The 21,489-nt window shown below is 63.9% G+C and carries 21 protein-coding genes and 1 pseudogene; 12 read left to right on the plus strand and 10 right to left on the minus strand.

The features are described from left to right. Window positions 1-8: 8 nt before the first annotated feature. From H1S03_RS03835 to H1S03_RS03855, 5 genes and pseudogenes are all read left to right on the plus strand, one after another. Window positions 9-446, plus strand: a complete 438-nt coding sequence (locus H1S03_RS03835) for a VOC family protein (RefSeq protein WP_185803236.1) — start codon at window positions 9-11, stop codon at window positions 444-446. After that, window positions 443-1,207 (plus strand): annotated as a pseudogene (locus tag H1S03_RS03840) (SDR family NAD(P)-dependent oxidoreductase). Before H1S03_RS03835 ends, H1S03_RS03840 begins: the two are co-directional and overlap by 4 nt. A 66-nt stretch (window positions 1,208-1,273) precedes the next feature. Beyond that, window positions 1,274-1,885, plus strand: a complete 612-nt coding sequence (nthA, locus tag H1S03_RS03845) for a nitrile hydratase subunit alpha (RefSeq protein WP_185803237.1) — start codon at window positions 1,274-1,276, stop codon at window positions 1,883-1,885. Further along, window positions 1,882-2,535, plus strand: a complete 654-nt coding sequence (gene nthB, locus H1S03_RS03850) for a nitrile hydratase subunit beta (RefSeq protein ID WP_185803238.1) — start codon at window positions 1,882-1,884, stop codon at window positions 2,533-2,535. Before nthA ends, nthB begins: the two co-directional genes overlap by 4 nt. Continuing rightward, window positions 2,522-2,842, plus strand: a complete 321-nt coding sequence (locus H1S03_RS03855; RefSeq protein WP_185803239.1) for a nitrile hydratase accessory protein — start codon at window positions 2,522-2,524, stop codon at window positions 2,840-2,842. The genes nthB and H1S03_RS03855 overlap by 14 nt, the downstream gene beginning before the upstream one ends. 70 nt (window positions 2,843-2,912) lie before the next feature. On the opposite strand, the gene H1S03_RS03860 is transcribed toward H1S03_RS03855, so the two are convergent. After that, window positions 2,913-4,292 carry a M20/M25/M40 family metallo-hydrolase gene (locus tag H1S03_RS03860; protein ID WP_185803240.1) on the minus strand — a complete coding sequence of 460 codons (1,380 nt, stop codon included), beginning with the start codon at window positions 4,290-4,292 and terminating at the stop codon, window positions 2,913-2,915. Window positions 4,293-4,487: 195 nt separating this feature from the next. On the opposite strand from H1S03_RS03860, the gene H1S03_RS17710 reads away from it, so the two are divergent. Continuing rightward, on the plus strand, window positions 4,488-4,709 hold the full coding sequence (locus H1S03_RS17710) for a hypothetical protein (RefSeq protein WP_347339203.1): 222 nt from the start codon (window positions 4,488-4,490) through the stop codon (window positions 4,707-4,709). A 12-nt stretch (window positions 4,710-4,721) separates the two neighbouring features. Continuing rightward, window positions 4,722-5,060 (plus strand): hypothetical protein, encoded by a 339-nt coding sequence (locus tag H1S03_RS03870; RefSeq protein WP_166187198.1) that lies wholly within the window; start codon window positions 4,722-4,724, stop codon window positions 5,058-5,060. A gap of 151 nt (window positions 5,061-5,211) precedes the next feature. On the opposite strand, the gene mnmA is transcribed toward H1S03_RS03870, so the two are convergent. Beyond that, on the minus strand, window positions 5,212-6,339 hold the full coding sequence (gene mnmA / locus H1S03_RS03875; protein ID WP_185803241.1) for a tRNA 2-thiouridine(34) synthase MnmA: 1,128 nt from the start codon (window positions 6,337-6,339) through the stop codon (window positions 5,212-5,214). Window positions 6,340-6,473: 134 nt separating this feature from the next. Between mnmA and sciP the strand changes: the two genes are divergently transcribed. The 4 genes from sciP to recG all read left to right on the plus strand — a co-directional run bounded on the left by sciP (window position 6,474) and on the right by recG (window position 11,961). Continuing rightward, window positions 6,474-6,749 (plus strand): CtrA inhibitor SciP, encoded by a 276-nt coding sequence (sciP, locus tag H1S03_RS03880; RefSeq protein ID WP_185803242.1) that lies wholly within the window; start codon window positions 6,474-6,476, stop codon window positions 6,747-6,749. A gap of 177 nt (window positions 6,750-6,926) precedes the next feature. After that, a complete protein-coding gene (gene ctrA, locus H1S03_RS03885) occupies window positions 6,927-7,637 on the plus strand; it encodes a response regulator transcription factor CtrA (RefSeq protein ID WP_166192085.1) in 711 nt (236 codons plus the stop codon). Between the two features lie 62 nt (window positions 7,638-7,699). Next, entirely contained in the window at window positions 7,700-9,811 is a 2,112-nt protein-coding gene (gene ligA / locus H1S03_RS03890; RefSeq protein ID WP_185803243.1) for an NAD-dependent DNA ligase LigA, read from the plus strand. A gap of 59 nt (window positions 9,812-9,870) precedes the next feature. Next, window positions 9,871-11,961, plus strand: coding sequence for an ATP-dependent DNA helicase RecG (gene recG / locus H1S03_RS03895; RefSeq protein WP_185803244.1), 2,091 nt, complete (start codon window positions 9,871-9,873; stop codon window positions 11,959-11,961). Window positions 11,962-12,288: 327 nt separating this feature from the next. Here the strand turns inward: recG and H1S03_RS03900 are convergent, their stop codons facing one another. Then, on the minus strand, window positions 12,289-12,753 hold the full coding sequence (locus tag H1S03_RS03900) for an iron-sulfur cluster assembly scaffold protein (RefSeq protein WP_185803245.1): 465 nt from the start codon (window positions 12,751-12,753) through the stop codon (window positions 12,289-12,291). A gap of 64 nt (window positions 12,754-12,817) precedes the next feature. Between H1S03_RS03900 and hisI the strand changes: the two genes are divergently transcribed. Further along, window positions 12,818-13,180, plus strand: coding sequence for a phosphoribosyl-AMP cyclohydrolase (gene hisI, locus H1S03_RS03905; protein ID WP_221892586.1), 363 nt, complete (start codon window positions 12,818-12,820; stop codon window positions 13,178-13,180). Between the two features lie 3 nt (window positions 13,181-13,183). On the opposite strand, the gene gluQRS is transcribed toward hisI, so the two are convergent. From gluQRS to H1S03_RS03940, 7 genes are all read right to left on the minus strand, one after another. Beyond that, the gene (gene gluQRS / locus H1S03_RS03910; protein ID WP_185803246.1) at window positions 13,184-14,032 is read right to left on the minus strand and encodes a tRNA glutamyl-Q(34) synthetase GluQRS; all 849 of its coding nucleotides are present in this window, start codon (window positions 14,030-14,032) and stop codon (window positions 13,184-13,186) included. Next, a complete protein-coding gene (locus H1S03_RS03915) occupies window positions 14,013-14,615 on the minus strand; it encodes a class I SAM-dependent DNA methyltransferase (RefSeq protein ID WP_166192070.1) in 603 nt (200 codons plus the stop codon). Before H1S03_RS03915 ends, gluQRS begins: the two co-directional genes overlap by 20 nt. Before the next feature lie 43 nt (window positions 14,616-14,658). Continuing rightward, window positions 14,659-16,029: a methylenetetrahydrofolate--tRNA-(uracil(54)-C(5))-methyltransferase (FADH(2)-oxidizing) TrmFO gene (gene trmFO, locus H1S03_RS03920; protein WP_185803247.1), complete on the minus strand. Its 1,371-nt coding sequence runs from the start codon at window positions 16,027-16,029 to the stop codon at window positions 14,659-14,661. A 68-nt stretch (window positions 16,030-16,097) separates the two neighbouring features. After that, window positions 16,098-16,463, minus strand: coding sequence for a DoxX family protein (locus H1S03_RS03925; protein ID WP_185803248.1), 366 nt, complete (start codon window positions 16,461-16,463; stop codon window positions 16,098-16,100). Beyond that, window positions 16,453-19,239: a DNA gyrase subunit A gene (gyrA, locus tag H1S03_RS03930; RefSeq protein WP_185803249.1), complete on the minus strand. Its 2,787-nt coding sequence runs from the start codon at window positions 19,237-19,239 to the stop codon at window positions 16,453-16,455. Before gyrA ends, H1S03_RS03925 begins: the two co-directional genes overlap by 11 nt. Before the next feature lie 153 nt (window positions 19,240-19,392). Then, on the minus strand, window positions 19,393-20,574 hold the full coding sequence (locus H1S03_RS03935; protein WP_185803250.1) for an AI-2E family transporter: 1,182 nt from the start codon (window positions 20,572-20,574) through the stop codon (window positions 19,393-19,395). Window positions 20,575-20,898: 324 nt separating this feature from the next. Next, window positions 20,899-21,402 carry a single-stranded DNA-binding protein gene (locus H1S03_RS03940; RefSeq protein ID WP_166192061.1) on the minus strand — a complete coding sequence of 168 codons (504 nt, stop codon included), beginning with the start codon at window positions 21,400-21,402 and terminating at the stop codon, window positions 20,899-20,901. Window positions 21,403-21,489 lie beyond the last annotated feature (87 nt).

Consider the following 21,489-nt stretch of genomic DNA (forward strand, 5'->3'; position numbering starts at 1 on the left):
GGTTGAGAATGGAGCAACGCATATCGCTGATCACGTTGGCCGTGGCGGATCTTGGGCGGGCGCAGGCCTTTTACGAGGCGCTGGGCTGGCAACCCGTGGAAACGCCGCCGGGCATCGTGGCGTTTGATCTGATCGGTCAGACGCTGGGCCTGTTCCCGGTGTCCAGCTTGCCCGAGGAGATCGGACTGGCCCCGGCCCCGCTGAATGAGACGCAGTTTTCCGGCATTATCCTCAGTCACAACCTGCGTGAACGGGTCGAGGTTTCCCAGCTGATGGAAAGGGCGAAATGCGCCGGGGCGCGCATCGTGAAGCCCCCTCAGGACACGGCTTGGGGCGGCTATCACGGACATTTCGCCGATCCTGACGGGCATGTGTGGGAGGTGGCTGTGAATCCAGCCTCCCCCCTCGGGCCTGACGGTGCGTTTCAGTGGAACGGCGTGCAATGAAATTGCCCACGACCCCAAGCTTTTGTCTGGATGGCAGGCAGGCGCTGGTGACCGGCGCGTCCTCGGGCATCGGTCTGGCCTGCGCCGTGGCATTGGCCGAAGCCGGCGCGATGGTCACGCTGGCCGCCCGGCGTTAAGGCCCCCTGCAACAGGCCGTCGCGGCCCTGCACGAACGCGGCCTGATGGCCCAGGCCGCGGTGCTGGACGTGACGGACATCGCGGCGGTTCAGACCCTGTGCGACCGGGACGCGCCGTTCGAGATCCTGCTCAACTCCGCCGGGCTGGCCCGCAACATGCCCGCCACGCAGACCACCGAACAGGATTTCGACGCCGTGGCCGATCTGAACATCAGGGCGGCATATTTTCTGGCACAGGCGGTCGCGCGTCCGCTGATTGCGGCGGAAAAACCCGGCGTGATCCTGCAAATCTCCAGTCAGATGGGGCATGTCGGCGGCATCGACCGGGCGGTCTATGCGGCGACCAAGCACGCGGTGGAGGGGATGACCAAGGCGATGGCGATCGAATGGGGGCCGCACGGCATCAGGGTCAACACGATCTGCCCGACCTTTATCCGCACGCCGCTGACGCAGCCGACCTTTGCCGATCCGCAGCGGCGCGCCTGGATCGACCGCATGATCAAGCTGCCGCGCGTCGGTGAGGTCGAGGATATCATGGGCGCCGCAACCTTCCTCGCATCCGACGCGGCGGCGATGATCACGGGCACCAGCCTGCTGATCGACGGGGGCTGGACCGCCGATTGAGGGGGTCGGCCCTTGCCCCCGGCCCGCCCCCGGCGTCATGATGGCAAAAAGAGGAGCGAGCGCCCGATGCCCCACGACCACGATCACGACCATCACGATAATGATCTGGATGAGATGACCGCCCTGACCCGCGCGCTGGAAACGGTTCTGGTGGAAAAGGGTCTGGTCGATCCCGCCGCCGTCGATGCAATCATCGAGACCTATTCGAACGATGTCGGGCCGCGCAACGGGGCCTCGGTCGTAGCGCGGGCCTGGACCGATCCGGTCTTCGCGGATTTTCTGGCTACAGATGCCACGGCCGCCATCGCCTCGATGGGATTCACCGGGCGGCAGGGGGAACATATGCGCGCGTTGTTCAACGGGGCAGGCGTGCATAACCTCGTCGTGTGCACCTTGTGCTCGTGCTATCCATGGACCGTTCTGGGCCTGCCGCCGGTCTGGTACAAGTCGCCGCCCTACCGCTCCCGCTCGGTTCGCGATCCGCGCAGCGTGCTGGCGGAGTTCGGCACCATCCTGCCCGAGGACACGGAAATCCGCGTCTGGGATTCCACGGCGGAGCTGCGCTATCTGGTGATCCCCGAACGCCCTGCGGGAACCGAAGGATGGGACGCGGAACGGCTTGCCGCCCTCGTCAGCCGTGACGCGATGATCGGCACCGCGCTGGCAGATGCGCCATGAACGGGCCGCATGATCTGGGCGGGCGCATGGGCTTCGGCCCCATCGCGCCGGAGGCGGACGAGCCGCTGTTTCATGCGGAGTGGGAGGCCCGCGCCCTGGGCATCGTGTTGTGTTGCGGCGCGCTGGGATACTGGACCATCGACGAAAGCCGCCATGCGCGCGAGAGTATCGCCCCCGCCGACTACCTGCGGTTTCCCTACTATCGCATCTGGCTGACCGCTCTGATCGAGTTGTTGCAACGATACGGTGAACTGACCGCGCGCGAACTGGTGGACGGCCACGCCCTGACCCCCGGCAAGCGGCCCGAGAAGTGCCTGCGCGCGCAGGGCGTCGCGGGCGTTCTGTCCAAAGGCTCCCCCACCCGCCGCACAATCGAGGACGCGCCCCGCCTCGGCATCGGCGCCCGTGTCCGGGTGCGCAATCTGCAACCGACCGGGCATATCCGGGTGCCGGGTTATCTGCGCGACCATGTCGGCGTGATCGAGAGCCAGTGCGGCGCCCATGTCTTTCCCGACAGCAACGCCGTGCACCAGGGCGAGCAGCCGCAGCACCTCTATACCGTGGCCTTTGACGGCGCGCAGGTCTGGGGGCAGGGGGAGGGCGTCAGCATCCGTGCCGATTTGTGGGAGAGCTACCTTGAAGCTGTCTGACCTGAACGCCCCCGCTTTTAGCGAACCCTGGCAGGCACAGCTTTTCGCCCTGACCGTGGCCCTGAACGAGGCGGGCCATCTGCCCTGGACGGACTGGTCGCAAGCCTTCGGCGCGCGGCGGGTCGGGGGGGTCGAAGACGCCTCGGATTACTGGCTGCACTGGGCGCGAACCCTGGCCGATGAGGTCAGCCGCCGCGACATCGCCGGGGCGGAGGAGATCGCCGCCCTTGCGCTGGCCTGGCAACGGGCCGCCCACGCAACACCGCATGGTCAGGCGGTGACGCTGGAGAATGATCCGATGGCCTGAACGATCCCGCCCGACCGCTTTTGGTGTCGGACGGGATGACTGATTTGCAAAACTTGGATTGCAAGCGACCCTACTTTGCCAGAGCCGCCATCACCCGGACCCAGGACCGCGTGCCGCCGGTGAAGCTGTTCAGATCGTATTTCTCGTTCGGCGAATGGATCGCGTCGTCATCCTGTCCAAACCCGATCAGCATCGAATCGAGGCCGAGCACCTGCTTGAAATGCCCCGCGATGGGGATCGAGCCGCCGCCGCCGGTATAGACCGCCTCCTTGGGCCATTCGTCGGCCAGCGCCTGACGTGCGGCCTCGAATGCGGGATTGTCGACGGCCATGACGCTGGCACGATCCGCGCCGTGGGGGATGAACTCGACCTCGCAATCGGCGGGCAGCAAATGGTGGACCCGGGCGCGCAGCGCCTCGCGGATGGCCAGCGGATCCTGATCCCAGACCAGCCGGCATGAGATCTTCGCCCTTGCCTCCGCCGGCAAAACCGTCTTGAACCCGTCGCCGGTATAGCCGCCGAGGATTCCGTTGAACTCACAGGTCGGGCGCGCCCAGATCTGGTGCAGCGCCGAAATGCCCTGTTCGCCTGCGGGTACGCTCAGGCCGACCTTGCCCAGGAATTCCTCCGCATCGAAGCCGAGGCTCTCCCATTGTTGGGCAAGCTCGCCCGGAACCTCGTGCACGCCGTCATAGAACCCGTCGAGGGTCACGCGCCCCTGATCGTCGTGCAGACTGGCGAGAATATGGCTGAGCACCCGGATCGGGTTTGCCGCAGGTCCGCCGTAACCGCCAGAATGCAGATCGCGGTCGGCGGCGCGGATGATGATCTCCTCCGCGACCATGCCGCGCAGCATCGTGCAGATCGACGGCGTTTGCGTGTCCCACATGCCGGTATCGCAGATCAGGGCGATATCCGCGGTCAACTCCTCCGCATTTTCCTTCAGGAACGGGACGAGCGACGGGGAATGGCTCTCCTCCTCACCCTCGAACAGGATGGTGACGCGCAGGGGCAGGGCGCCCGAGGTCTCGATCCAGGCGCGGCAGGCCTCGACGAAGGTCATCAACTGCCCCTTGTCGTCCGCCGCACCGCGGGCGCGGATCACCTTGGCCCCGTCGCGCTCCTCGATCTGGGGGTCGAAGGGGTCGGATTTCCACAGGTTCAGCGGATCGGCGGGCTGAACGTCGTAATGGCCGTAGAACAGCACGTGCGGCCCGTCCTGCGGCCCACCATGCGCCACCACCATCGGCTTGCCCGGCGTATCGCGGCGCGAGGCATCGAAGCCGAGGCTCGACAGTTCCGCCACCAACCAGTCCGCGGTCGCCACGCAATCGGAGTGATAGGCCGGATCGGTCGAGATGGAGGGCATCCGCAGCAGCGCGAACAGCCGCTCCAACGCGGCATCGGTGTTGCTATCGGCGGTTTCAAGGACGGATTCGATCGAGCTCATGGTTGCCTCGCTTGCGCGGATTGCGCGTTTGGTCAGAATTCATTCACTTTTGTTTATTACATAATTCGAAAGTGCGTACTTTCTGGTACGCCTACGATACGTGTGATGTAATAGGACGATATTGTAACGCAAACTGGAATGGGGACGCGCATGGCGATTTCTATCAGTTCAGGCCTCAGGGGTTTGGGTCTTTGCATGACTGCAATCACCCTTACGGCTTGTAATCAGGGGGATTTTTCCTCCGCTGCCAGCCGGACGGAGGGTGAGGCCTTCGCCGTTGTCAGGTCTGCAACCTGGGTCGATCCCGACGGATGTGAGCATTGGGTCTTCGACACGGGCGCGGAAGGGTACATGACCCCCAAGCTTCAGCCCGACGGCCGCCCGATCTGTGGGCGCAGCAGCGCGGCAACGCAATAGGGGGATGAGTATATGAGCATTCTGTACAAGGGCCTGTTCCTCGCCGTTCTGATTCCGCTCGCGGCATGTCAGTCGGGCGGTTCCGTCGGCGTCGGCGGTTCGACCGCCACCCGTTTCGATGCCAACGATCCCGACGTGGATCGCGGCCTGGATGCGCACCGCCTGTCGGACATGCGCGCCACCATCTGGGTCGATCCACTGGGCTGTCAGCATTGGCTGATCGACGATGGCCTTGAGGGCTATCTGTCAAACCGCCTGAATCCTGATGGAACACCGCGCTGCGACGGGCCCAACGTCACCGCAGGTGAACAAATCGGCAGCTCGCAACGCCTGATCCGCAACGCGAACTGAGCGGGGATTGAGTGGGGTGGCCGAGGCTACGCTTCGGCCCCTCCATGCTGCGAAGGGGCCATGCCCTGACGGTTGGGGGTTCGTCGAACGGCGGCCACTGAATTGGAGCTTTCCATGTCCGCCGAATGTGCCCCGTCGTGCACAGCGAAGCTCAAGTGGTGGCGATCCAGCCGCCGCCCAATACACGGGACCCTTCGGTCGCGTAGAACACGCAGGCCTGCCCCGGTGCGATGCCTTCCTCGGCCAGCGCCAGTTCAACCTCAGCCCGCCCGTCGGGCAGGGGGCGCAGGACCGCCTCACGCGGGGGGCGGGTGGAGCGGACCTTGACCAGAACCTCGATCCCTTCCTCGGGCAGATCCGAGATCGCGCCCTCACCGATCCAGTTCGTTTCCTTCAGAGGGACACGGCGCACGGCCAGCGCCTTCTTGGGGCCGACCACGACCTTGTGCGCATCGGCGTCCAGCTTGACAACGTAGAGCGGCTCACCCCCCCCGATGCCGAGGCCACGGCGCTGTCCGATGGTGTAGTGGATCACACCGCGATGCGTTCCCAGAACGCGCCCGTCCAGATGCACGATCTCACCCGGCTCGACGGAACCGGGGCGCAGCTTTTCGATCACCGCAGCGTAGGAGCCGTTGGGCACGAAACAGATGTCCTGACTGTCCGGCTTGTCCGCGACGCTCAACCCGTGCTTGACCGCCAACGCCCGCGTCTCGGCCTTCGATTTCAGATGGCCGAGGGGGAAGCGCAGATAATCCAGTTGATCCTGGGTCGTCGAAAATAGAAAATAGCTTTGGTCGCGATCGGGGTCGGCGGCGCGGTGCAGCTCGGCCTTGTCGCCTTGCTTGCGCTGGATGTAATGGCCGGTGGCCATGCAATCGGCGTCCAGATCCTTGGCGGTTTCCAGCAGATCGCGGAACTTCACCCGCTCATTGCAGCGGATGCACGGGATCGGAGTGGCGCCGGCCAGATAGGCGTCCGCGAACTCGTCGATCACGCTTTCCTTAAACTTGTTCTCATAATCGAGGACGTAATGCGGAAATCCCATGACCTCCGCCACGCGGCGCGCATCATGAATGTCGCGGCCCGCACAGCACGCGCCCTTCTTGGCCAGCGCCGCGCCGTGATCGTATAGCTGCAAGGTGACGCCGACGACGTCATATCCCTCGGCTGCAAGCTCCGCCGCGACGACGGAGCTGTCCACACCGCCGGACATGGCCACCACGACGCGGGTGTCCCTGGGGGCTTTCGCGAAGCCGAGGCTGTTGAGTGCGGTCATGTCATTGCCTGCCAGAACATTACGGAAGTCGCGCGGTATATAATCAAATTGCGCGTTTAGACAACCTGCGGCTTAACCCCCAGTTCATCCGGTGCGTCGAATGTCTCTGCACAAAAAGCAACTGAGGCGGACCAATGTACCTAAAACGGACTGACAGGCCAATCTTCGTGAAGGATCATCTGGGGCGAAGTATCGCCCGCACCGATCTGCCCCCCCCCGATGTCAAGCGCTGGGTCGCCCGGCGCAAGGCTGTGGTGGTGGCAGCGGTCGATGGCGGAATGTTGACACATGAGGAGGCGTACGAGATGTACGACCTGACCGAGGAGGAGTTGGACCAGTGGCGTGAGGCGCTGGGAAAGCACGGTCTGAACGCGTTGCGCGTGACCTCCATTCAGCGATACCGCAAGTGAGCTATCGCGTGGGCATCAGATTCCACGCCATGAAAACTGGAATTGCGAAAATCCCGCACCGTGAAAAATTCCGGTGTTCCTAATATCTTCTGGTAAGTTTACCAGACATTAACCTTTATGACCTGATGGTGGATCATGAGTTGAGCAGAACGCTCGACGTGACCCGGAGGTCCTGTAATGCGCATACTTCTCGTCGAGGACGATCCGGCGACAGCCCGGAATATCGAACTGATGCTGGCGAACGCCAATTTCAACGTCTACGCGACGGATTTGGGGGAGGAGGGCGTCGATCTCGCCCGGCTCTACGACTACGACCTCATCATCCTCGATCTTAATCTGCCGGACATGCACGGGCATGAGGTGCTCAAGCAACTGCGCCTGGCAAAGATCGACACACCGATCCTGATCCTCTCGGGGATGGATGACGCGGACACGAAAATCCGCGGCTTCGGATACGGTGCCGATGATTACCTGACCAAGCCTTTCCATCGGGAGGAACTGGTCGCACGCATCCACGCGATTGTGCGCCGGTCCAAGGGGCACGCGCAGTCGATCATCGAAACCGGACTCGTCTGCGTCAATCTGGATGCCAAAACGGTGGAGGTTGAGGGCAAGACGGTGCATCTGACCGGCAAGGAATATCAGATGCTCGAACTGCTCAGCCTGCGAAAGGGCACCACCCTGACGAAGGAAATGTTCCTCAACCATCTGTATGGCGGCATGGATGAGCCGGAGCTGAAGATCATCGACGTCTTCATTTGCAAGCTGCGCAAGAAGCTCAGCCAGGCAACCGGGGGTGAGACCTATATCGAAACCGTCTGGGGCCGGGGCTATGTCCTGCGCGATCCCGTCCCGCAAACCATCGAACAGCCGGCCCGCCGCGCCTGAAAAACCTGCTGGACCAGCAGGCATAGCGGGCCTAACTCTCCTGCTATCGGGTGCAGGGGACGATGATGGACGACTTGAACATTGATGTGACCGCACTGGACGGTTCGCAGGCCGCCGAACTTCTCGAACAGCTCGCGGATCGGCTGGGGGCTGCCGATACGGCCTATCATCAGGACGACGATCCGATCATGTCCGACGCGGAGTACGACCGGATCAAGGCGCTTGCGCTGGCGGTGGAGGAACGGTTCCCCGAACTGATCCGCGAGGACAGCCCCTCACGCAAGGTCGGCGCGCCGGTGGCGGAGGGATTCGGCAAGGTTGCGCATACGGTCGCGATGCTCTCGCTTTCCAACGTCTTTTCGGATGAGGACGTGACGGAATTCGATGCCCGTGTGCGGCGGTTTCTCGGCGTCGAACATGCGATCGACTATACTGCGGAACCCAAGATCGACGGGCTGTCGCTGTCCTTGCGATATGAGAGCGGCGTTCTGGTGCAGGCCGCCACACGCGGCGACGGCGAAACGGGTGAGAATGTGACCGCCAACGCCCGCACGATCGACGATATTCCCGAAACCCTCACCGATGCACCCGATGTGCTGGAGGTCCGGGGTGAGGTCTATATGGACCACGCCGATTTCCAGTCCCTGAACGCCCGTCAGATCGAAGCGGGTGCCAAGCCCTTCGCGAATCCGCGCAATGCCGCCGCCGGATCCTTGCGCCAACTGGATGCGGAGATTACCAGATCCCGCCCGCTGCGCTTTTTCGCCTATGCCTGGGGCGCGCTTTCCGCCCCTCTGGCTGAAACGCAAGCGGACGCCATCGCGAAGCTGGCGGAGCTGGGATTTCGCACCAACCCCCTGACGAAACTGTGTCATTCGGCCGAGGAGATGATCGCGCATTATCACCGGATCGGCATCGCGCGGCCTGATTTGGACTACGATATCGACGGTGTGGTCTACAAGGTCGATGATCTGGCCTTGCAGAAACGGCTCGGGTTCCGGTCGAACAATCCACGTTGGGCCACCGCCCATAAATTCCCGGCGGAGATCGCAGCGACCCGTCTGCGCGACATCGAGATTCAGGTGGGACGCACGGGCGCTCTCAGCCCCGTCGCTCGGTTGGAGCCTGTGACCGTGGGCGGCGTCGTCGTTTCAAACGCGACGTTGCACAACGCCGATTATATCGCAGGGCGCGATTCCAAGGGGGCGGAAATTCGGGACGGCATCGACATCCGTATCGGTGACATGGTCGAGATCTACCGCGCCGGCGATGTAATTCCCAAGGTGCGCGGCGTGTTGCTGGACCGCCGGCCCGATGACGCGGAACCCTATGTTTTTCCCACGCATTGCCCGGTTTGCGGCAGCCCGGCCCTGCGCGAACCCGGTGAGGCAGTGCACCGGTGCACCGGCGCTTTGACCTGCCCGGCGCAGGCTGTCGAAAAGCTCAAGCATTTCGTGTCGCGCATGGCATTCGATATCGACGGTCTGGGCGCCAAGCAGGTGGAGGCTTTCCACGCCGACGGCTGGATCGCCTCTCCGGCCGATATCTTCGCGTTGGAGGACCGCTACGGTTCCGGCCTCAAGCAACTGAAAAATCGTGAAGGGTGGGGCCAGAAATCGGCCGATGCGCTGTTCGCGGCGATCCGCGACCGCCGCACGATCCCGCTCAACCGGCTGATCTTCGGGCTGGGCATTCGCCATGTCGGGGAAAGCTCCGCCATGCTGCTGGCCCGCCACTACAACAGTTGGCAGACGTTCCGCCGCGCGATGGAGGCCGCGACCCCCGACAGCACCGAACGGGCCGAACTGGTCGCGATCAACGGAATCGGGGATGTGATGGCCGAGGCGATCGCCGATTTCTTTGCCTCCGACACCGCCCGCGCGCAGTTGGATGCCCTGACCGAGTGGCTGACCATCGAGGATGTCGCCGCCCCCGCCACCGACGGATCGCCCGTCGCGGGCAAGACCGTGGTGTTCACCGGCACGTTGGAGCAGATGACCCGCGCCGAAGCAAAGGCCAGGGCGGAGGAAATGGGTGCGAAGGTCTCCGGCTCCGTCTCCTCCAAGACCGATATCGTCATTGCGGGTCCCGGCGCCGGATCGAAGGAGAAGAAGGCCCGCGATCTGGGCCTGACCGTGTTGAGCGAGGCGGAATGGCTGGAGTTAATCGGGTGACGCACCCAACCCGGATAAGTCCACCTTGCACCGCGTTCCATACTTGCGCCAGATAGGGCATGGCTGGTCGTCCCGAAGTGTTGTTTCCCCTGTTCGCCGATTTGACCGGTTTGCCCGGCATCGGTCCGAAAACCGCGCCGTTATTCGCCCGGATCGGGGTGGAGAGCCCGCGCGACCTGCTGATGACCTTGCCGACCGGCGGAACCGACCGGCGGTTGAAGCCCTCGATCCTCGACGTGCCGCTGCCCGCGACCGTAACGGTGGAGGTCGAGATCGGGCGTCACGCACCGGCCTCGGCCAAGGGCCACCCCTATCGCGTCAGCGTGCGCGACGCAAAAACCGACTTCCAGATCGTCTATTTCCACGCTCGCGACGACTGGATGGAGCGTCATCTCCCCCCCGGTGAGCGTCGGGTCGTCTCGGGCCGGGTGGAGCTTTTCGATGGTGTCGCGCAGATGGTGCACCCGGATCATGTTCTGCATCGGGCGCAGGCCGAGGCGCTGCTACCGTTCGAGCCGACCTATCCCCTGACGGCTGGCCTCACGTTGAAAACGGTGGTCAAGGCGCAGCGCGGCGCGCTCGACCGGGTGATGGACCTGCCGGAATGGATCGCCCCGCAGATCGTTGCGGATCGCGGCTGGCCGGGATGGAGCGCAGCGCTCAAATCCGCGCATGCGCCCGATTCCAGTGCCGATCTGGCGGATACGACACCGGCGCGTCAACGGCTCGCCTATGACGAGTTGTTCGCGCATCAGGTCACGCTGACCCTGGCGCGGGCACGGGCGCGCCGCAAGCCGGGCCGCGCTTCATCAGGGGATGGTCATCTGCGCGAACGGGCGCTGGCGGCCCTGCCGTATCGACCGACGGGCGCGCAAACCCGCGCGGTGCAGCAGATCGTCGAGGATCTCGCCGCCCCTCTCCGCATGAACCGGTTGTTGCAGGGCGATGTCGGCTCGGGCAAGACGCTGGTCGCCCTGCTTGCCATGCTGGCTGTGGTTGAGGCGGGCGGGCAGGCGGCACTGATGGCCCCGACGGAAATCCTCGCACGGCAGCATATGGAGGCGCTCGCCCCCCTGATCGCGCCACTTGGCCTGCGGATCGTTCTTTTGACCGGGCGCGACAAGGGGACCACCCGGCAGGAGAAGCTGTCAGCCCTCGCCAATGGTCAGATCCACATCCTGCTGGGAACGCACGCTTTGTTCCAATCGGACGTGGATTTCGCCGATCTGCGCCTCGCCATCATAGATGAGCAGCACCGCTTCGGCGTGCGGGAGCGGATGACCCTGGGGGCGAAGGGGCGGGCGGTGGACATCCTCGTGATGACGGCGACACCGATTCCCCGCTCGCTCAGCCTTGCGCAATACGGGGATATGGACCTCAGCGTGCTGGACGAAAAGCCACCCGGCCGCCAGCCGATCGAGACGGCGCTCGTCTCGGCCGAGCGGATGGATCAGGTGGTCGCGCGCTTGCGATCCGCTCTGGACGCCGGGCGGCAGGCCTATTGGGTCTGCCCGCTGGTCGAGGAAAGCGAGGTGGTCGAGGCGACAGCGGCGGAGGAACGCCACCGTGCCCTGCGTATCGCCCTGGGCGAGCAGAATGTCGGCCTGGTCCACGGGCGACTGCCCCCGGCAGAGAAAGACGCCGCAATGGCTGATTTCATCGCCGGGCGCACCCGCGTTCTGGTCGCCACGACAGTGATCGAGGTTGGCGTGAACGTGCCCGCCGCGACGATCATGGTGATCGAACAGGCGGAGCGTTTCGGGCTGGCGCAACTGCACCAGTTGCGCGGGCGTGTCGGACGCGGCTCCGAAAAATCCACCTGCCTGCTGATGTATCAACCGCCCCTGGGTGAGGCCGCACGCGCCCGGATGGAGATCATGCGAGAAACCGAGGACGGCTTTCGCATCGCGGATGAGGATTTGCGCCTGCGCGGGGCGGGGGATGTTCTGGGAACGGCGCAATCCGGGCTGCCGAGGTTCCGAATCGCGGATTTGGAGCGTCAGACCGCCCTGCTGGCCCTTGCGCACAAGGATGCGCGCCTGTTGCTGGACCGGGATCCTGACCTGACAACGGATCGAGGCAGGGCGGTGCGAACGCTTCTTTACCTGATGGAGCAGGATCGCGCGATCCGTTTGCTATCAGTAGGTTAACGCAGTTATCCCCAAAAGTTCGCAAATGTTCTCATTTTGTCTTGACCTTAGGGCCGAGTTAACGGAACATTAAGGCAACACGGAACAGGAGGTTGCCACGATGATCCCGCATATGCTGAACACCGCCCGCCACCATGGATCGGAAATGCTGGGGGATGCCATCGGCCTCGCCGCGATCTGCGTGATGATCGTCGGCGCGTTGGTGATCTGAGCCCGTAACGAAGTTTCTGCCGCAATCGGGATGCCGCGCGGTCCAGTTGTCCCTCACGATGCGGGTTTCCGCGTCATTCTGGCCGCGACCCGATGCAACCCAACTCGCCGCACGTCTCAGGACGTTGCGGCGATTTTTTTGTCTGCGATGGATTCGAATGCCGCGACCGTCGCGTCCGGCACCAGCAGGATCGAGGCGTGGCGGTTGCGATAGGCGCGGGCCGGTTCCAGCGCCGCGTAGCCGTCGAAGGGGGCATCCGGCACCGGGCCGTCCTCACGCAGCATGGCGCGCAGGGCATCGCGGCCGGCTCGGGCCTCCTCCAGGCTCAGCCCGACGGCCTGTTCCCCGAACACCGCAGCCGAGGCTTGGCCCAACGCGCAGGCCTTCACATCCTGGCCGAACCGGACGATTTTTCCGTCGGCAATGTCCAGATCGACCGTCACCGTCGATCCGCACAGCGGCGACCGCTTGGTCACACTCGCATCCGGGCTGTCCAGCCGCTCCTGATGCGGAATGGCGGAGGCCAGCGCGAGGATCCGCTGGGAATAGAGCTTCATCATCTCGTCGTCGCGCTCGCTCATGCTCTCGCCTTTCGCTGTTCTGCCCCTTAGATAGGTCCGGACACCGCTTACGGAAAGACCCGACATGACCGTGATATTCGACCCCGCCACCCTGCGCTATACCGCCGAAGGTCTCATCCCCGCCATCGCTCAGGATACCGGGGGTGCCGTTTTGATGATGGCATGGATGACCCGCGAAACGGTGGAGGAAACGCTGACCACCGGGCAGGTCACCTATTGGTCCCGCTCCCGGCAGGCGATCTGGCGCAAGGGCGAAAGCTCGGGCCACGTTCAGACCCTGATCGAGATGCGCGTGGATTGTGACCGCGATTGCCTGCTGATGATTGTCGATCAGGCGGGCCCGGCCTGTCACACCAACCGCCGCTCCTGCTTCTACACCGCGATTCGCGACGGGGCGGAGGTGGAGTTGATGGCCCCCGAGGTCTGACCCTCACCCGGCTTGAAAGCCGATCGCGCGCAGCACGTCCTCGCGGCTCCACCCTTCGGTGCGCAAAGTAGCCAGCGCGCGCGCATCGTCCCGCTTCGCCAGGCGCTTGCCGTTTTCGTCGCGGATCAGGCGGTGATGGCGATATAGCAGTTCGGGCAGGTCCAGCAGCACTTGCAACAGTCGGTGCAGGGGCGTAGCGGCGAACAGGTCGCGCCCGCGTGTCACATGCGTAACCCCCTGGGCGGCATCGTCGATCACCACGGCGATATGGTATGACGTGCCGATATCCCGACGGGCCAGAACGATATCGCCCACATTATGCAACAGCGCCTCGGCATCCAGCGCGTGCCGCCCCGGCTCAAAGTCGAGTTCCGTGAAACCGATCCGCGAAACGCCGCCAATGGCGCCGATTGCGGCGGCCATGTTCAGCCGGATCGTGGCATCCATCGCCACATGTCCGGCGTTCCGGCAGGTGCCGGGATAGATCAGACCGTCCGGCCCGTGCATCGGGGCCCCCTCCTGCGGGGCGCTCAACGCGGCCTTGATATCGGCGCGGGTGCAAGTGCAGCGATAGGTCAGGCCCGCCTCGGTCAACCGGCCGACCGCATCGCGATACAGATGCAAACGCTCGGACTGCCGCAACACCGGCTCCTGCCAGGTCAGGCCCAGCCAGTGTAGATCGTCGAGGATCGCAGCCTCCCATTCAGGCCGGCAACGGGCGGTGTCGATATCCTCCATTCGCAGCAGGAACCGGTCGGCATGCCGTGCGGCGGTCAGCGCGGAAAAGGCATGTCCCAGATGCAACGGCCCGGTCGGAGAGGGCGCGAACCGCTCAACTTTTTTGCAGGACATAGATCGTGGCCCCGACATTCTGCCCCGGCATATGCTCACCATGCTCGCGCAGCAGACAGCGCGCCGCGCCGGCATCGACCCAGGCCATGATGCGACCGATATAACTCTTGTCCGCAAGCGCATGATCGTTCAGGGAAAAAACGAACAGGCCATCGTGGGGCAACGCTTGCAGAACCGTATCAATCAGGCTGGCAGGGGCATGACCGGGGCTGAACAATCCGATGGCTGACACGCTGTGATAGCTTTGCCCCTGCATCGCATCGTCCGCATCCCCGACGCTCAAGTTGCGATAGATGCCACGTTCGCGCGCCTGATCCACCATCTGCGGGGTCAGATCGACGCCGTCCACAGTCTCGAACCCGGCCAGTTTCAGCGCCAGACCTCCCAGCCCGGTGCCGCAGCCCAGATCCAGAACCGGTTGCGCCGGGTCCGCCCCGGCCTCACGCAGGGCCACCGCGCAGCGTTCCGGTGTGACATAGCCGTTCTGCGTCACTTCCTCGTCATAGCTGGTCGCCCATTGCGCGTACAAATCCCGCGCGTCGCCCTCCAGCGTGTAGACCTCTTCGAAAAACTTCTTGGCCATCGTCACCTCCTTCCCCCATCCTAACGGGGTTCGACGGCGAGGGCTATTGTGCAGCGATCTCAGATGGAAGGCTGTTCAACCACTCTGCCCAGGCGACCTTGGCGCGGTCGGTATAGGCGATCTTGCGGTCCTTCTTGCCACGACGCCCCTTCTTTGGCGCGTCGAGTGGCGGGAACAGGCCGAAATTGACGTTCATCGGCTGAAAGGTCTCAGCCTCGGCGCCGCCGGTAATGTGGCCGAGCAGGGCACCGATGGCGGTGGTCTGGGGCGGTGTCGGCACATCGACACCCAGCTTTTCATAGGCCGCCAGACGCCCGGCCAGCAGGCCCATCGCGGCGGATTCCACGTATCCCTCGACCCCGGTGACCTGCCCGGCAAAACGCAGATCGGGCCGGGATTTCAACCGCATCTGACCATCGAGCAACCGGGGGGAGTTCAGGAACGTATTGCGATGAATGCCGCCCAGCCGCGCGAACTCAGCATTCTCCAACCCAGGAATGCTTTTAAAAACATCTGTTTGCGCGCCGTACTTCATCTTGGTCTGAAAGCCGACAATGTTGTAGAGCGTGCCGAGCGCGTTTTCCCGGCGCAACTGGACGATGGCATGGGCCTTGATGTCCGGCTGGTGCGGATTGGTCAGGCCGACCGGCTTCATCGGGCCCCAGCGCAGGGTTTCGCGCCCGCGTTCTGCCATCACCTCGATGGGAAGGCAGGCGTCGAAATAGGGGGTGTCGCGCTCCCAATCCTTGAACTCGGTCTTGTCGGCGGACAACAGCGCGTCGATGAAGGCCTCGTACTGGTCGCGGTCCATCGGGCAGTTGAGGTAGGCGGTGCGCTCCTCCTCCGTCTCGCCCTTGTCATAGCGGGACTGGAACCACGCCTTGCTCAGATCGATGCTGTCGGCGTGGACGATGGGCGCAATCGCGTCGAAGAAGGCGAGGCTTTCCTCACCCGTCTGCGCGCGCAAAGCCTCCGCCATGGCGGGTGAGGTCAGCGGCCCGGTGGCGATGATGGTGCTGCCCCAATCCTCGGGCGGCAGACCGGCGACTTCACCGCGCGCGATCTCGATCAAGGGATGCGCCTCGATCTTCGCCGTGACCTCATCCGAGAACGCATCGCGGTCCACGGCCAGTGCGCCACCTGCGGGCAGCTTGTGCCGGTCGCCGGTGGAGATGATCAGCCCGCCCGCCTGACGCATTTCCCAATGCAGCAGGCCGACGGCGTTGCTCTCATCATCGTCCGAGCGGAAGGAGTTGGAACACACCAGCTCCGCCAGGCCCTGCGTCTGGTGGGCGAACGTCTCGACCATGGGTCGCATTTCGTGCAGCACGACCGGCACGCCGAGGGTCGCGGCCTGCCAGGCAGCCTCGCAACCGGCCATGCCGCCGCCGATGATATGGATGGGTGTTTTCATGTGCGCCATGTACGCCCCCCGATGCGAATTGAAAAGCGGCGCATGTGAATTTTACGCGCCGGGCGCTTTCACCGATGCAGCGCGAACCGCCCCGGCCCCTGCGCGGCGAGGATCAGCAACCCGCCCGCAATGGCCCAGTTCTTGACGAAGATGCTCATCTGCCACGGATCGGACGGGATCAGGTGAAAGATGCTGGTCATCATGCAGTACGCCGCCAGTGCAAGTGCCATTGGGCGTGTCCACAGGCCCAGAAACAGGCATAGGGCGCCAAGTGCGTTGAACGCCAAAGCAGGCCAGGTCAGCGCACCGGGCAGGCCGCGCTCAGTCAGCAGGTCGGCGGCGGGCGCGGGGTCCAGCCCCTTTTGCACCGCCCCGGCCAGAAACAGCAGGCCGAGCAGAACCCGGCCCGCCAGCATCAGCGCATCATTCGGCATTCGGCGTATCGGGGCCGGTGTCCTGCGTCGTGTCGGGTCCGACATCGGGCAGGATGTCCGCCTCCTCCGCCTCGGCGATCCAGGCGACGCTGACGACCTTTTCCCCCTCGCGGGTGTTGAACACGCGCACACCCCCGGCGGAGCGGGACCGGAACGAGATGTCCGCGACCGGGGTACGGATCGACTGCCCCGCATCGGTTGCCAGCATGATCTGATCGTGGATATCCACCGGGAAGCTGGCGACCAGACGCCCGCCGCGCAGCGCCCTGTCCATCGCCATCACGCCCTGGCCCCCGCGCCCGCGCACCGGATAATCGTGCGAGGAGCTGAGCTTACCCGCGCCATTTTCCGTCAGGGTCAGGATCAGATCCTCGGATGCGGACATCTCGGCATAGCGTTCGTTCGACAAAGGCCCAGCCTCTGCAACGGTCTCTTCATCTGTATCGACCTCATCTTCATCGACCAGACCTTCGGTCGCGCGACGCCGTTTCAGATAAGCGGTTCTCTCCGCCGGATCGGCCTCGAAGTGGCGGATCACCGACATGGACACGACCGCGTCCCCCTCGGCCAGGCGGATGCCGCGCACCCCGGTCGAGGTACGGGAGTTGAAGACACGCACCGCCGTGGACGGGAAGCGGATCGCCCGGCCCATTGCCGTGACCAGCATCACGTCGTCATCCTCGCCGCAGATGCGGGCATTGACCAGACGGGTGCCGTCATCGGCCAGACGCATCGCGATCTTGCCGTTGCGCATGATATTGGTGAAATCGCTGAGCCGGTTGCGGCGCACGTCACCCGCCGAAGTGGCGAAGACGACCTGCAAATCGCCCCAATCGGACTCATCCCGGTCAACGGGCATGGTTGCGGCAATCCCCGTACCGGGTTGAATCGGCAGGATATTCACCAGCGCCTTGCCCCGTGCATTGCGACCGCCCTGCGGCAGGCGCCAAGTCTTGAGCTGATAGACCATCCCGGTCGTCGTAAAGAACAGGATCGCGGTATGCGTGTTGGCGACGAACAGCGTGGTGACGAAATCCTCGTCCTTCATGTTCATGCCGCCGATCCCCTTGCCACCGCGCCGTTGCGCGCGGAATTCGTCGAGGGGGGTGCGCTTGATATAGCCGCCATTGGTGATGGTCACGACCATCTCCGCCGGTTCGATCAGGTCTTCGTCGTCCATATCACCTGCGTAATCGACGATTTCGGAGCGGCGTGGCGTTGCGTATTTTTCGCGCACTTCCGCAATCTCATCGCGGATGATCGTCATGATCCGATCGCGGGAGCGCAGGATATCGAGGTAATCCGCTATCTTGACCGCCAGCACCTCCAACTCATCGGTGATTTCCTTGACACCCAGCGCGGTCAGGCGTTGCAGACGCAATTCGAGGATCGCGTTCGCCTGCTCCAGCGACAGGTTATAGGTGCCATCCTCGTTCATCGTGTGGCTGGGATCGTCGATCAACTGGATGTATTCGGCGATCTTCTCCGCCGGCCAGCGGCGGGTCATCAGTTTCTCACGCGCCTCGCCCCGATCGGCGGAGGATCGGATGGTCGCGACCACTTCATCGACGTTTTCGACGGCGACGGCCAGACCGGACAGGATGTGGGCGCGCTCGCGGGCCTTGTTCAACTCGAACGCGGTGCGGCGGGCGACGACCTCCTCACGGAACGCGACGAAGGCGGTCAGGAAGCCGCGCAGGGTCAACTGCTCGGGCCGGCCATTGTTCAGGGCCAGCATGTTCGCGGCGAAGCTGGTTTGCAGCGGCGTGAAACGGTAAAGCTGGTTCAGCACCACATCCGCCGTCGCGTCGCGCTTCAGCTCGATCACCACCCGCACGCCGAAGCGGTCGGATTCGTCCTGAACGTGGGCGATGCCCTCGATCTTCTTGTCACGGGCAAGTTCCGCGATCCGCTCGATCATGGTGGACTTGTTCACCTGATAGGGGATTTCGCGCACGACGATGGCGTAGCGATCCTTGCGGATTTCCTCGACCTCGGTCTTGGCCCGGATCACGACGGAGCCGCGCCCCTCGGTATACGCCTTGCGCGCGCCCTGACGCCCGATGATGATGCCGCCGGTCGGAAAATCCGGGGCAGGGACGTATTCGATCAGATCCTCGGAGGTCAGATCGGGGTTGTCGATCAAGGCGGATGCGGCGTCCAGCACCTCACCCAGATTGTGCGGCGGAATGCGTGTGGCCATGCCGACGGCAATCCCCTCCGCCCCGTTGACCAGCAGGTTGGGATAGCGGGCCGGCAGGACCGTGGGTTCGATGTCCTTGCCATCATAGTTGGCCTGAAAATCGACGGTATCCTTGTCGATATCGGCCAGCATCGCGTCCGCGGGGGGCGCCATGCGCACCTCAGTATATCGCATCGCGGCCGGGCTGTCGCCGTCCATCGAGCCGAAGTTGCCCTGACCGTCCAGCAGCGGCAGTCGCATGGAGAAGTCCTGCGCCATGCGCACCAGTGCATCATAGATCGCGGTATCGCCGTGCGGGTGATATTTACCGATCACGTCGCCGACGGGCCGCGCGGATTTGCGATAGCCCTTGTCGGCGGTGTTTCCCGTCTCATGCATCGCGTAGAGGATGCGCCGGTGCACCGGCTTCAGGCCGTCGCGCACATCCGGGATCGCGCGAGAGATGATGACGCTCATCGAGTAATCGAGGAAGGAGCGTTTCATCTCCTCCTCGATCGTGATGCTGGGCCCGTCATAGACGGGGCGTTGCGGATGATCGTCGTTGTTTTCGGGTGTGTCTGGCGTATCGCTCACTCGTGGTCCTGCCTATCCCGTGCCGCTATATATTGTGTGTCTCTTATGCGACAACGGGGCGGGGAAGGCAATCTGTATGGGGCAAAAACACCCTGTAAATAAACGCTCGACACCCCGGTTTCACAAACAGGAGGCGCTGCGCGCGATTTCGGGCTACCGCGTGTCGGGGGAGGGGGGGTCAGCGGCAGGCGCGTCCTGCCCATCGTCAGCGTGCGCGCCATCCGTCTCCGACGCCAGAAAGCGCCCCAACTTCGACAGGACCGGCATATGTTCGCTGAACACCCGGATTACCACCAACATGGGCACGGCGACGACCATTCCCACGACCGACCACAGCCAAGCCCAGAACGCGACTGACAGGAACACCACCACCGGGTTCAGCTTCAACGATCGACCGACAAAATAGGGTGTCACGAGCTGTCCCTCCACCGAGGTGCAGCCAAAATAGACACCAGCGGTCAGGGCTGCCATCCAGATATCGGGCAGCGCGATTAGTCCGATGATCAGCGCCCCGGCCGTGCCGATGATCGCGCCGACATAAGGCATGTAATTCAGGATGAAGGCCGCAACCCCGAACAACAGCGGATCCGGCATGCCCAATGCCCACATGGCAAGGCCGACCACCACGCCCAGTCCGGCGTTGATAACCGTGATGGTGAACAGGTAGCGGCCCAGACGCCGTTCTATATCGTCTGCAATCGCCATCGCGCGCTTCTTGTCGCGCAGCTTCGGGATGACCTCGACCACGCGTTTGCGAAACAGGTCGCCCGACGCGAGGATGAAGAACAGCAACACGAGGGTAAAGACGATCTGGCCCAGCACCAGCGGGGCGGTGGCGGCGATCTGTGCGGCGATGTTGCCGTCACGTTCACTGACCTCGACCTGCACGGATTGCATCCCGTCGGGGTCCTGGGACGCGACTTCGGTGCTGGCGCTGGCGCCGCCTGTCTCCGCCAATTCGTCGATCTTCTGGGCGGCCTCGTTCACGGCCTCGACGGTTCCTTGCAGGCTCGCCAGCTTACGTTCGATGCGAAAGGCGATGTTGGGGGCGTCGTCGATCCAGTCGCTGGCGGGCTGGGCGAGCGCGGTGACCAGAGCGGCCAGACCGCTGACCAGCGTCAGCGTGATTACCAAGGCAGCGATCCCATCGGAAAGCCCGATCCGGTTCATGCCCCTGCGAACCGGGCGAAAGACCAGCGCCAACAGAATCGCGGCCAGCACCGGCATCAGGAAATCACGTGCCGAGGCAAGGGCGCCCGTAAGCATGATGATCGCGATAATGGTGACGGCCCAGGCGATCACCCGTCCTTCGATCCCTCGATCCAACTGCGTCATTTCGTACCGCCCCCTGTGCCTGAGGGGGAACCTAGACGCATTGTCGTAGCCTTCAATGGCACATTTTCCTGTGTGGCGTGTGCACGGGGCGGGATCGGACCGCATAACATTAGGGTTTGCGAAGCCCGACTGAACTGCGCCGTCAGGAACCTGACCTGCGTACCGGCACCCTGCGGCTGCCGGCAGGCTCTTCTAAACAAAGGAATCTTGCGTCCCTTGTATGATGTGGTGAGGCCTGCCGCGTTCGCCGCAGCAGGTCTCCGGGCGGGCCGCCCCCCCTTGCCACCGCGGTGGCAAAAGGGTCAGGCCCGCCGGATTTCGGTATCAGAACGGAATGTCGTCATCCATGTCGGAGCCGTAATTGCCGCCTGACGCACCCCCGCCCGAGGAAGACCCGCCGCCATAGGAGCCGCCACCGCCGCTGCGGCCCCCGCCACCGCCGTAATCACCGCCGCCCCCGCCGGACCCGCCGCCGTCGCGCCCGTCCAGCATGGTCAGGGTGCCGTCGAAACCTTGCAGGACAACCTCGGTCGAGTACCTGTCCGCGCCGGATTGATCCTGATACTTGCGGGTTTGCAGCTTGCCCTCGATATAGACCTTCGAGCCCTTCTTGAGGTATTGCTCCGCGATGCGGACCAGCCCCTCCTGGAAGATTGCGACGGAATGCCACTCCGTCTTTTCACGCCGCTCGCCCGACTGCTTGTCGCGCCAGGTTTCGGATGTGGCGATGCGCAGGTTGCACACCTTGCCGCCATTGGCGAAGGACCGGACCTCGGGGTCGCGGCCCAGATTGCCGATCAGGATGACCTTGTTGACGCTGCCTGCCATGGGGCTTCTCCGCTCATGATTCTGTTTGAGGACCGACGATATGGCCGCCTGCGACCCGATGCACCCCGCAATTTGGCGTTTTGCCCA

The organism is Pontivivens nitratireducens (assembly GCF_014235845.1).
In the GTDB taxonomy this organism is placed as follows: domain Bacteria; phylum Pseudomonadota; class Alphaproteobacteria; order Rhodobacterales; family Rhodobacteraceae; genus Pontivivens; species Pontivivens nitratireducens.